Below are 12,086 nucleotides of genomic sequence, written 5' to 3'. Positions count from 1 at the left end.
CCACCCGGTGGGGAGTGAACCGGGGTGGTACCCGGTCGGCGGCGTGGCCCGCGACGTGGGAGCGGCCATTTCCCTACTTCCCGAGCGCCGGAATATCTTCGATCGTATCGAAAGCCGTTGCGGTGAATCGTTATCGTCGCCTTCACCGCCGCCAATAGAATTTTTGGCCGGTGTCGTGACGGCCGTGGTGCCCGGGAGTTTTAGGACTGACGACGGTATTTCGGGCAAACGCAGATACTGCGCGTCAAAGCCGGATATGTTTTTGCTGCCAGCTTTTCGATGACCGGTCGGTGACCTGGTTCTCGTGGCGGGAGGTGGCGCGATGGGACGGGGCCACCCGCCGTATTCTGCACCGGGCGCGGGCAGCTGGTCAGGGACAGCCGGTAAGTCGCGACGGCGTTCACGGTGAGGCGGCCGGCGCAAAGCCCGCCGAGTAGGAACGGATGGATCCGATGAACTTTTCCGTGTTGCCGCCGGAGATCAACTCGCTACGGATGTTTGCCGGCGCCGGGGTCCAACCGATGTTGGAGGCAGCGGCGGCGTGGGGAAGTCTGGCCGACGAGTTACAGGCCGCGGCGTCGTCGTTCACCTCGGTCACAGCTGGACTGGCGCGCGGGGCGTGGCAGGGCCCAGCCTCGGCGGCGATGGCGGCCGCGGCGGCCCCCTACGCGAGCTGGTTGAGCGCGGCGGCAGCTTCAGCGGCAGGGACGGCCGGGCAGGCCACCACGGTCGCGGCGGTGTTCGAGGCCGCACAGGCGGCGATCGTCCATCCGGCCCTGGTGGCGGCCAACCGCAACGATCTGGTGGCGCTGGTGATCTCGAACCTGTTCGGCCAGAACTCACCTGCGATAGCGGCGACCGAGGGCTTGTACGAGGAGATGTGGGCCGCCGATGTGGCCGTGATGTCGGCCTACCACACCGGTGTGTCGGCGGCGGCGGCACAGCTGGCGCCGTTGCAGCAGGAGCTGGCGCTGCCGGCCGCAACGGACTTCAGTATCTCCATCTTCGGGCTGCAGCTGGTGCAGAGCGGCACCGCGAACGCCAACTCGACCTTTGGCGGCCTGGCCGTCGCCTCCGGGGCGAACAGCACGGCCAATGCCGGCGTGACCGACATCGCTCTTGCCTTCGGTAGCGACAGCACCGCCGAGGCCACCGGCGGCGTCCTGAACGTTGCCGGCTCGTTTGGCAGCAACAGCTCAACCAGCGCCACCGGCGGAGTCAACCTCGGCACCGGCGCTCTCGCGTTCGGAAACAACAACACGATCAGGGCCAGTTCCATCGGCGTCAGCAATATCGGCACCGTGGCTGCCGCGTTCGGCAGCGACAACACGGTTACCGCCATCGCCAATGGTGTGGAGAACAACGCCACCGTGGCGGCGGTGTTCGGCAACAACAACACCGACGTCTCGGCCGTCGTCAACGGTGTGGAAAACACCGGCATCGTGGCGGCCGTGTTCGGCAGCAATAATTCCGGGGTCGCTGCCAACGCGTTCGGCGTGGAGAACAACGCCGTGGTGGCCACCGTCGCCGGCAGCGGCAACAACACGGTCCTGGCCCAGGCGGGCGGCGCGGGCCTCAATGAGATCGTTCTCGCCAGCGCCTTCGGCAACAACAACTCCGTCGCGGCCACCGCGACCGGCGTGGGTGGCAATCTCGGCACCGCCGCCACCGTGTTCGTCGGGGACGGCAACACGGTTGCCGCCAGCGCGACCGGTGCGCACACCCTCACCGCGGCCACCGCGTTGTTCGGCGACAACAACGTGGTCAAAGCCAACTCGTTCGGTGCGGAGAACATCGGGACGGTGGCCACCGCGGGCGGCAATGGCAACAGCTCGGTGACGGCCGACGCCACCGGCACGGGCAATATCGGCACGGTGGCTACCGCGTTCGGCAACAACGCCCCGAACGTGGCGGCAAGCGCGCTCGGTGCGGGCAATATCGCCAACGTGGCCACCGCGCTGGGCAATGGCAACTCGGCTACCGCGAAAGCGATCGGCGTAGACAATATCGCCACGGTGGCCACCACGGCCGGTAACAACAATGCGGTCGGAGCCAGCGGCGTGGGCGTCGGCGGCAATATCGCCAACGTCGCCACCGCATTCGGCAACGACAACAGCCAAGTCAGCGCCGACGCCGGCGGGGCCGGCGGCAATATCGCTACCGTCGCGACGTCGTTCGGTAACGGCAACAAGGTCACGGCAAGCGCGTTCGGTGCCGGCAATATCGCCAACGTGTCCACCGCATTGTTCAGCAACGACAACACGGTGTCTGCCAGCTCGTTCGGCGTGGAAAATATCGCCACTGTGGCCACCTCGATCGGCGACAACAACGGGGTCTCGGCCACCAATTCGCTTGGCGTGGGGGGCAATATCGCCACCGTCGCCACCGCCATCGGTATCGGCCAGGGCAACAATCAGGTTGCCGCCGAGTCTGGCGCCGGGGGCGGCAATATCGCCTCGGTGGCGACCGTGCTGTTCGGGGGCAACAACACGGCCTCGGCCAGCGGCCTGGGTGCCGGCAATATCGCCGACGTGGCGACCGTGTTGTTCAGCAGCAACAGCAGCGCCGACGCCAGCGCGTTGGGGGTGGAGAATATCGCCACCGTGGCTACCGTCCTGGGTGACGGCAGCAATGTCTCGGCCTCCGCGCCCGGCATCGGGGGCAACATCGCCACCGTGGCCACCGCTCTCGGCCAGGGCAACACCCAGGTCAACGCCGTAGCCGGCCCCGGCGGCGGCAATATCGCCACCGTGGCTACTGCACTCGGTGACGGCAACAGCGTCACCAACCAGGCCCTTGGTGCGGCCAATATCGCCAGCGTCGCCACCGTCATCGGCGACAACAACACCGCCGACGTCAATGTGATCGGCGTGGAAAATATCGCCACGGTGGCCACCGCGATCGGTGACAACAACGGAATTGCCGCCGGCGCGCCGGGGCTGGGCGCCAACATCGCCACCGTCGCCACCGCCATCGGCAGCGACAACACTCAGGTCAGCGCCGTGTCCGGTGCCGGAGGCGGCAATATCGCCTCGGTGGCCACCGTGATCGGCGACAAGAGCTCGGCTTCGGCGAGCGCGCTGGGCGCCGGCAACATCGCCACGGTGTCCACCGTGCTGTTCAGTAACAACAACACGTCTTCGGCCAGCGCTCTCGGGGTGGAAAATATCGCCACCGTGGCCACCTCCTACGGTGACAACAACAACGTCTCAGCCAGCACGCCCGGAGTCGGCGCCAACATCGCGACCTTCGCGACGGCCATCGGCCAGGGCAACACTCAGGTCAGCGCCACGGCCGGCGGTGGCGGCGGCAATGTCGCCACCCTGGCCAGCGCCTTCGGCGACAACAACAAGATCGATGTCAGCTCGATCGGCTTGGGCAACACCGCCAACGTCGCCACCGTCATCGGCAGTGGCAATACCGCCAAAGTCTCGGCCTTCGGCGTGGAGAACGACTTCACCATCGCGACCGCAATCGGTGACAACAACGGGGTCGCGGCCAGCACGCCCGGCATCGGCGCCAATCTGGCGACCATCGCCACCGCGATCGGCGACGGCAACAGCCAGGTCAGCGCCGAGGCGGGTGGCGGCGGCGGCAACGTCGCCACCCTGGCCAGCGCCTTCGGGGACAACAACAAGATCGATGTCAGCTCGATCGGCTTGGGCAACACCGCCAACGTCGCCACCGTCATCGGCAGTGGCAATACCGCCAAAGTCTCGGCCTTCGGCGTGGAGAACGACTTCACCATCGCGACCGCAATCGGTGACAACAACGGGGTCGCGGCCAGCACGCCCGGCATCGGCGCCAATCTGGCGACCATCGCCACCGCGATCGGCGACGGCAACAGCCAGGTCAGTGCCTCGGCCGGCGGCGGCGGCGGCAACATCGCCACCCTGGCGAACGTGTTCGGTGACAACAACACGGCCCAGGTCAGCGCGACCGGGCTGGGCAATATCGCGACCGTCGCCACCGGTATCGGGAGCGGCAGCGGGCTGGTTGCCAACGCGTTCGGCGTGGAGAACATTGCGACCGTGGCGACCTCGTGGGGCGACGGCAACGGCACGGTAGCCGCCGAGTCCGGTGGAGCCGGCGGCAATATCGCCACCCTGGCCACGGTGTTCGGCAGCGGCAACAGCACCACGGGCGCCAAGGCCGTGGGCATCGGCGGCAACATCGCCACCCTGGGCACGGTGATCGGTGACGGCAACACCACGGTCGCAGCCAGTGCGACCGGCTCCGGCAACATCGCCAGCGTTGCCACCGCCATCGGCGACAAGGGCTCCGCTGAAGTCACCGTGTTCGGTCTGGAAAACATCGCCACCTTTGCGACCTCGGGCGGCGACAGCAATGGGGTCGCCGCCAGCGCGACCGGCGTGGGCGGCAACATCGCCACCGTCGCCACCGCAATCGGCAACGGCAACACCCAGGTCAGCGCCGCGGCCGGGGGAATCGGCGCCAATATCGCCACCTTGGCCAATGCGTTCGGCGACAACAACATCGCCACGGCCGGGGCGACCGGCGTGGGCAATATCCCCACCGTCGCCACCGTGATCGGCAGCGGCAACGAGATGAAAGTCAGCACCTTCGGCGTGGAGAACATCGCCACCCTGGGCACCGTGATCGGGGACAACAACACCGGCGGCGTCACCGAAGCCGGCGGTCTGATAGGCGGCAACATCGCCACCCTGGCCACCGTGATCGGCAACAACAACACCGCCGCGGTGGCCAGGGCGGTGGGTATCGGGGGCAATATCGCGACTCTGGGGACCACGATCACCGACGGCAACGCGGTCTCGGCCACCGCCAGCGGCGCGGGCAATACCGCTACCGTCGCCACCGCGTTCATCGGTGGCGGCAACTCTGCCACGGCCTCGGCGTCCGGCGTGGAGAACATCGCCACCGTGGCGACCGCCGCTGGCGGCAACAACGGGGCCTCGGCCACCGCTTCGGGGCTCGGCGGCAATATCGCCACGTTGGGCACGGCAATTGGTGACGGCAACACCAACGTGGCGGCCCAGGCCGGAGGCGTGGGCGGCAACATCGCCATCGCCGCGACCGCCATCGGCGACCACAACGCGGTCGTGGCCAGTGGGGGTGGGCTCAATATCGGCAGCATCGCCACCGCCGTCGGTGACTCCAACATCAACGTCGCGGCCCGCGGGCAGGGCGCTGCCGATCTCGGCACCGTCGCGACCGTCGTCGGCTTCGGCAACAACGGCGTCGAAGCCGTCGGCAACGGCCCGGCCAACATCCTCAACGTCGCCACCGTGGTCGGTGACAACAACCACGGAGTCCTCGCCGGCGCCAACGGGTTGCTCAATGTCGCGGTCGTCGTGGGAGGCAACAACACCGCTGTCGCCGGCGACCCAGCGGGCGGGTTGGCGGGCGCCAACCTCGCGATCGTCGGCGGCATCGGCTCGGGTGCCAAAGCCTTCAACGGCTTCCTCAATCTCGCCGTGTCCGTCGCGGACGGCACCTTGGCGACCGCGGGTCCGGGTAACTTCCAAGTAAGCATCCGGCCCTTCATGGACATTCTGCCGGGCGCCTGATCCGCGCAACTTAGGCCTCGTGGCCCGGTGGCAGGTCGCGAACGTCGCGGAACGACACCCACTGTTCCAGTTGGTGCGGCGGGCTGCCGTCCACCGGCTCCAGCAGATGCCCCACGTGGTCGCCGAGCGGAAATCGATCCAGAATCTTGCCGACGAACCAGGCCGCCGCGTCGTCGAGGATGGGCGTCTGCGCTGGGCCGACATGCCACGAGCAGCGGTCGAACTTGTTGACTGTGTCGCCGCTACGGCTGCCGAAAAGCTTGACGACATCGAGATGCTCACGGTCGAACAGGTGCACCGCCAGATGGGTGGCGCCGGCTGCCACCCGGAACGTGTGGTTCTGCTCTGACAGACCGACCAGGAATCGCGGGGGATGGATGCTGGCCTGACTGGCAAAGCCCACCAGGCAGCCGGACGGGGCGCCGCCGGCCGCGACCGTGACGACGAACACCGGGTAGTTCAGTAGGGACACCAGCTTGTCGAACGCTTCGAGGTCGGGTTCGGCCACCTACTCAGTCTTCCCGTTCACACCGAATGGGAATCCCCGGGGGGCGTGCGCCGGCGCGTTAGGGCGCGATGGGGCGATTCGTCCATTCCCGGTTGGGTCGGCGCGCCGAGCGGAACCATCCGCCGGCCGCGCCGGTGCCGCCGTCGGTCGGGATGGTGTGGCCGGTGACGAACGCCGATAGGTCGGAGGCCAGGAAGAGGATCACCCGGGCCTGGTCTTGCGGTAGACCCATCCGTCCGACCGGAACCCATTGCGGCCATTGGGTTTTTTCGTCCTCGGACAACCACTGCGAATAGGGCACCTGCAGTGATTCCGTCACGTCGGGGGCGATCGCGTTGACTCGCACCCCGTGGCGGCCGACCTGGACGGCCAGGCTGCGGGTGAAGTGGATGACGGCGGCTTTGAAGGCGGCGTACACCGGATCCTCCGGGTAACCGCGCAGCCCCTCCACGGATGACACATTGACGATCGTGCCGGCATGTCGATCGATCATCGCCGGCAGGAACGCGTGAGTTGCCAACAGCACGTGGTGCAGGTTCACCCGGTAGAGCTCGTCCCACAGCTGTGGGTCGGTGTCGACGAAGTTGCCGGGGTGACGCAACCAGTGGCCCACGTTGTTGACCAGCACGTCGGCCCGGCCGTAGCGGTCGAGCACGGTGTGGGCCAGCGCACTCACCTGGACGGCGTCGCGGACATCGGTGACGACCGCCAAGGCCGATTCGCCGATCTCTTCGGCGGTTCGCCCGGCGAGGTCGGGGTCGATGTCGGCGATGACCACCCGGGCGCCGTGTTCGGCGAACAACCGCGAGGTCGCCGCGCCGATACCGCCGCCGCCGCCGGTCACCACCGCCACCCGGTCGGCGAGCAGCGGGCGGCCGTGCGTTGGGTCGTTCATGGTTAACCATCTTGGGATACTCGCGCGAGTTGTCGTTCATCCGCCTTGGCTGGCAGTCTTTCGAAGGAGTACCGGCAGGCCGGTGTCGGCTCCGGCAAGACCCGGTATGGCGCATCAATCTTGCTGTCACATCTAGGGGTCAGTCGAGCCGTGACTGGGGTTAGCAGGGCATCCGAGGAGCGTTCGTCGCCGAAATCGGTGCGCAGCCGCGGGCGGTGGGCACTGCTGGCGGTGTGGGGGCCGGGCCTGGTGGTGATGCTGGCCGACACCGACGCGGGTTCGCTGATCACCGCGGCCCAGTCCGGTGCCCAGTGGGGCTATCGGATGGTGTTGCCGCAACTAATTCTGATGCCGATCCTCTATGTCGTTCAGGAGATGACCGTGCGGCTGGGCATCGTGACCGGCCGGGGCCACGGCGCATTGATCAGAGAGCGATTCGGCCGCGGTTGGGCATGGCTCTCGGCGTTCACGCTGTTCGCCTCGGCGATCGGGGCGTTGCTGACCGAATTCGTCGGGGTCGCCGGGGTCGGCGAACTCTTCGGTGTCTCGCGCTGGGTCAGCATCCCGATCGCCACCGTGATGCTGCTGGCGTTGGCGCTGACCGGCAGCTACCGGCGGGTCGAGCGCATCGGTCTGGCCATCGGCACGGCCGAGCTGGCATTTCTGGTCGCCATGGTGATGGCCCGTCCGCAGTTGGACGCGCTGCTGGCCGGCTTGTCGTCGATGCCGCTGGGCAACTCGTCCTATCTGCTGCTGGTCGCGGCCAACGTCGGCGCGGTCATCATGCCCTGGATGATCTTCTATCAACAGGGTGCGGTGGTCGACAAACACCTGTCGGTGGCCACGATCCGGCAGGCCCGTTACGACACCGCCACCGGCGCGGTGCTGACCCAACTGATCATGATTGCGGTGGTGCTGACCGTCGCGGCCACCATCGGCACACATCAGGAGGCGGCGCCCCTGCAAACCGTCGGGCAGATCGCGAATGCCCTGACCCCGTATCTGGGCGAATTCGGCGGTACCGTGCTGTTCGGTATGGGAATGCTCGGCGCGGCGTTGGTCGCCGCGATCGTCGCTTCGCTGGCCGGTGCGTGGGGGCTGTCGGAGGTCTTCGAATGGCAGCACACCCTCAACCAGCGGCCCACTCGGGCCACCGCCAAGTTCTACACCACCTACGCCCTTGCTCACCTCGTCGGTGCGGCACTCGTCTTGGGCAGCGTCGACCTGGTCAATCTGGCGGTCGATGTCGAAGTGATGAACGCCTTGCTGCTGCCCATCGTGCTGGGGCTGCTGCTGGTGCTGGAAGCCCGCGCACTACCCGAGCAATGGCGCATGAGTGGGGTACGCAAGTACACCACCCGTGCGCTGTGCCTGGTTGTCATCGCCTTCGGGCTTTACATGGTTCCGCAAGTCCTCGGCTGGACGTGAGTCATCCGGCGCTGGTTATCCCGCCGGCACGATGTTCTGGTTGATGTGGAACACGTTGTGCGGGTCGTAGGCCGCCTTGACCTGGCGGAGCCGCTGATAGTGCGCCCTTTTCGCTGGCTTACGGGTCGAACCCGCCCCGCGTCGGTTCATCATATGGCCGCGGTCGATCACCACTTCCGCTACCAGTAGTAGCGGAATAGCGGGTGTGCTCACCCCGAAAGTCCTCGCGAATTTGCGGAAGCACATTTATCGCCGGCCAGGAGCACCACAACTGGTACCCAAAACCGCCCGACACATTGCAGTAGGGGTATACCCCGTTGTGTGTCGAATAAACGTGACAAATCCTACTCGCAGTGCAGGCACGTACCTCAGTTTGGTGGTCACCGGCCAGGGTATCCATTGGCCATCATGAGGAGTTGATCGCAATGGTCATGATGAAGAATCCCCGGCACGCACGGGGGAGGAAGCCGGATGGCCGCCGAATTCACCACCGCCACAGTCCGCAATCAATTGCGGTCTCACTTGCCACCCGGTTGATCGTTAAGAACGCGGTGCGCGCCTGGGCCATCCAACCGAATCTGCGCTGGCCATTTGATTACATCGACAGCTTAGCGGGTTTGCTGCCCCGTTTTCGGTCGTCGGCCAGGATCGACCCGGTACGCCTCGATCACTGCACTGCGGAATGGGTTCGAGCGCCGGGCGTTTCCCCGACACGGGCAATTCTGTACCTGCATGGCGGGGCCTTCCTCACCTGCGGGCTCAATACCCACCGCTCTCTGGTGTGCCGGCTGTCGAAGGCGGCGGACGCCGGTGTGCTCAACGTCGGATACCGCAAGCTGCCGTCGCACCAGATCACCGACGCGATCGAGGACGCGTTGAGCGGCCTTTCCTGGTTGCAGGATCAAGGCCTCGATGGCGAGCGGGTCGTGGTGGCGGGCGATTCGGCGGGCGGGTACCTAGCGTTCATGACGACGTTGTCGGCGATCCGCAGCCACCTCGCGAAGCCGGCCGGCATCGCCACCGTCTCGCCCTTCACCGATCCGGATCCGGCCCGCAAGCTCGCCCACCGCAACGCACGCCGATGTTCGATGTTCACCTGCGGAGCCCTGTCGATGTTCGCTCGGTATCTGGGCGAGGTGCAGCTGCCACAGGAGCGGCCGAAATCCTCACGTCGGGTCGAGTCCCCGGTGGACGCCGACCTATCCCCGTTGCCGCCCGTCGCCATCCACGCGAGTTCGGACGAACTGTTACTGGCCGACGCGGAGCTCATGGCGAACCGGCTCAGCGCCGCGGGAATCCGCTGTGATCTGCATCTGTGGGACGGCCAAATTCACGATTTCCCGCTGGCGGCAGACGTCTTGCCGGAAGGCAGGCGGGCCATTCGATACCTAGGCGATTTTGTCAAAGAGGTCACCGCCGGTTGCGCGGGGCGCATGCCAGCTGCGGCAGCCGGGTAGCGTTACCCAGCGGGTTTCGCCGGCCAGTCGTAGGCCGTGGTCTCGAGCGGCACGTCGTCGGGAAAGGCATCGCTATCACGCATGGGGCTACCGCGCATGGACGCCGGGTCACCCGGCGCCCTGGCCTCGAAAACGCGATAAACCGGTAGCTGGGCACCGCAGCAGCCGTGTGATCGATCACAGCTGGTAGGTCCTTACTGGCCGGACACCGTGATCTTCGACCCGTCAACGGCGCGGCGGGCTACGATGCCGCCATGCCGCTCGCCGAAGGTTCGACGTTCGCGGGCTACACCATCGTCCGACAGCTGGGCTCCGGCGGGATGGGCGAGGTCTACCTGGCCCGGCACCCGAGACTGCCACGCCAGGACGCCCTGAAGGTACTCCGGCCGGAGGTGTCCGCCGACACCGAGTACCGGGAACGCTTCAACCGTGAAGCCGACGCCGCGGCTTCACTGTGGCACCCGCATATTGTCGCGGTGCACGACCGCGGCGAAACCGACGGCCAGTTGTGGATCGACATGGACTACGTCGACGGGGTGGACGCCGTCCGGTTGCTGCGTGAGCGGTATCCCAACGGGATGCCGGGCCCCGAGGTCACCGCGATCATCACTGCGGTGGCCGAAGCGCTCGACTATGCCCATGAACACAAGCTGCTGCACCGCGACGTCAAGCCCGCCAACATCCTCATCGCCAAGCCAGACTCCCCAGATCGGCGAATCATGTTGGCCGACTTCGGGATCGCCGGTTGGGTGGGCGAAGCCAGCGGGCTGACCGCGACCAATATGACCGTGGGCACCGTGTCCTACGCAGCGCCCGAACAGCTGATGGGCCAAGACCTCGACGGCCGGGCCGACCAGTACGCACTGGCAGCTACGGCGTTCCACCTGCTCACCGGCACCCCACCGTTCCAGCACTCCAACCCCGCCGTGGTGATCAGCCAGCACCTCAGCGCGTCACCCCCGCCGATCGGTGATCGGCTGCCTGCCCTCGCGGACCTCGACCCGGTGTTCGCCAAGGCACTGGCCAAGGATCCCAAGGACCGGTATCAGCGGTGCATCGACTTCGCCCGGGCGCTCGGCCATCGCCTCGGCGGTGGTGACGATGCCGACGAAACTATCGCCCGACCCGTCGCGGTGCCCGTGCCGCCGGCCAAACGGTCGCTGGTGCGACCAGCCGTGCTGATCCCCGGGGTACTGGCGATACTGCTGGTCATCGCGATCGTGGTGGCGCTCCGCGAGTTCCAGCGCGCCGACGACGAGCGCGCCGTGTCGGCAACGACGTCCGGCTCCGCCGCGACAACCACCACTTCGCCGGCAACGACGTCCACTACCACGACTATCACCACCACGCCGTCCACTACCGCGGCCGCACAGACCGAAACCACTACGTCGGCAGCCCCGGCACCCGTCGTGGTCATCGGCGCCGTCTGTTCACCGCTGGGCAGTACCGGCGTCACCAAAACCGGGGCCACCGCCTACTGCTCGACGCTGCAGGGCACCAACACGACCATCTGGTCGCTCACGTCCGGCACGGTCGCGAGTCCGACGGCCACTGCCACGGCGGAGCCCACCGAGTCGCCGCTACCCACCGAGCAGGAATCGCCGATCCAGATCTGCATGCAGCAGACGGGCCAGACCCGTCGTCAATGCCGCGAGGAGATCCGCCGCAGCAACGGCTGGCCCTGATGACCGGGGCTACACACACCCGCTGACGCTGATGCGCCGACCGACATTAGCGCAGACGTTGACATTGGGCGCCGGGGGCGGGGGAGGCGGATAGTCTTCCGGCAACGGGGCGTATTCCGACGGCGGCGGTACGTAGGGGGCTACCGCATCGGCAATGTTGGCGCACCCGCTGACCGAGACTCGCCGGCCGGCATTGACGCAGACATCCGCATTCGCTTGGGCGGTCGGCGCCATGATGGCGAACACTTCTGGCATGGCAGTGAACGCCAGTGCCGCTGTCGCTAACACGGCCGCGGGCCGCTTCCAGGGACGCATCGAGAATCTCCTTGCTGCTGGCTGGCACCTTGCCAGGCTTTCCCAATCGATCGCGTGGGACTGGTTGGGCAACGAATTTTATCCGCGTTCTCGGGTAACCGAGCACAGGTCATCCTGCGCGCCGCCGGATTCGACGGCGGATACCGGACCTGCTTGACGATTCTCTCCGTCGCCTGGGCGTTCGGGCCAGCGCACGATGTTGGAACTGATTCCACGCGACGAACACTCATCCACGTCTTGTTCTGCAGT

Annotated in this window: 8 protein-coding genes; 4 read left to right on the top strand and 4 right to left on the bottom strand. The window is 66.8% G+C overall.

Going from position 1 to position 12,086, the window contains the following annotated elements; all coding sequences use genetic code 11:
- Positions 1-452: 452 nt before the first annotated feature.
- Positions 453-5,549: a PPE domain-containing protein gene (locus CDN38_RS00145; RefSeq protein WP_082277091.1), complete on the top strand. Its 5,097-nt coding sequence runs from the start codon at positions 453-455 to the stop codon at positions 5,547-5,549.
- A gap of 10 nt (positions 5,550-5,559) precedes the next feature.
- Here the strand turns inward: CDN38_RS00145 and CDN38_RS00140 are convergent, their stop codons facing one another.
- A complete protein-coding gene (locus tag CDN38_RS00140) occupies positions 5,560-6,057 on the bottom strand; it encodes a flavin reductase family protein (protein ID WP_075510394.1) in 498 nt (165 codons plus the stop codon).
- A gap of 58 nt (positions 6,058-6,115) precedes the next feature.
- A complete protein-coding gene (locus CDN38_RS00135; RefSeq protein ID WP_075510395.1) occupies positions 6,116-6,952 on the bottom strand; it encodes an SDR family NAD(P)-dependent oxidoreductase in 837 nt (278 codons plus the stop codon).
- 198 nt (positions 6,953-7,150) lie between these two features.
- Here CDN38_RS00135 and CDN38_RS00130 point away from each other — a divergent pair, with 198 nt between their 5' ends.
- Positions 7,151-8,380, top strand: a complete 1,230-nt coding sequence (locus tag CDN38_RS00130; RefSeq protein ID WP_408633050.1) for an NRAMP family divalent metal transporter — start codon at positions 7,151-7,153, stop codon at positions 8,378-8,380.
- 15 nt (positions 8,381-8,395) lie between these two features.
- Here the strand turns inward: CDN38_RS00130 and CDN38_RS00125 are convergent, their stop codons facing one another.
- Positions 8,396-8,593 (bottom strand): BBE domain-containing protein, encoded by a 198-nt coding sequence (locus CDN38_RS00125; RefSeq protein ID WP_233027066.1) that lies wholly within the window; start codon positions 8,591-8,593, stop codon positions 8,396-8,398.
- Positions 8,594-8,805: 212 nt separating this feature from the next.
- Here CDN38_RS00125 and CDN38_RS00120 point away from each other — a divergent pair, with 212 nt between their 5' ends.
- Both CDN38_RS00120 and CDN38_RS00115 read left to right on the top strand, forming a co-directional pair.
- The gene (locus CDN38_RS00120) at positions 8,806-9,837 is read left to right on the top strand and encodes an alpha/beta hydrolase (protein ID WP_082277088.1); all 1,032 of its coding nucleotides are present in this window, start codon (positions 8,806-8,808) and stop codon (positions 9,835-9,837) included.
- A 254-nt stretch (positions 9,838-10,091) separates the two neighbouring features.
- Positions 10,092-11,522, top strand: a complete 1,431-nt coding sequence (locus CDN38_RS00115) for a serine/threonine-protein kinase (protein WP_075510397.1) — start codon at positions 10,092-10,094, stop codon at positions 11,520-11,522.
- A 9-nt stretch (positions 11,523-11,531) separates the two neighbouring features.
- On the opposite strand, the gene CDN38_RS00110 is transcribed toward CDN38_RS00115, so the two are convergent.
- Entirely contained in the window at positions 11,532-11,837 is a 306-nt protein-coding gene (locus CDN38_RS00110) for a hypothetical protein (RefSeq protein ID WP_075510398.1), read from the bottom strand.
- Positions 11,838-12,086: the final 249 nt, after the last annotated feature.

This window comes from Mycobacterium ostraviense (genome assembly GCF_002705925.1).
Classification (GTDB): Bacteria; Actinomycetota; Actinomycetes; order Mycobacteriales; family Mycobacteriaceae; genus Mycobacterium; species Mycobacterium ostraviense.
Note: the sequence above shows the minus strand (reverse complement) of the source record. Positions and strands in the feature narration are given on the sequence as shown.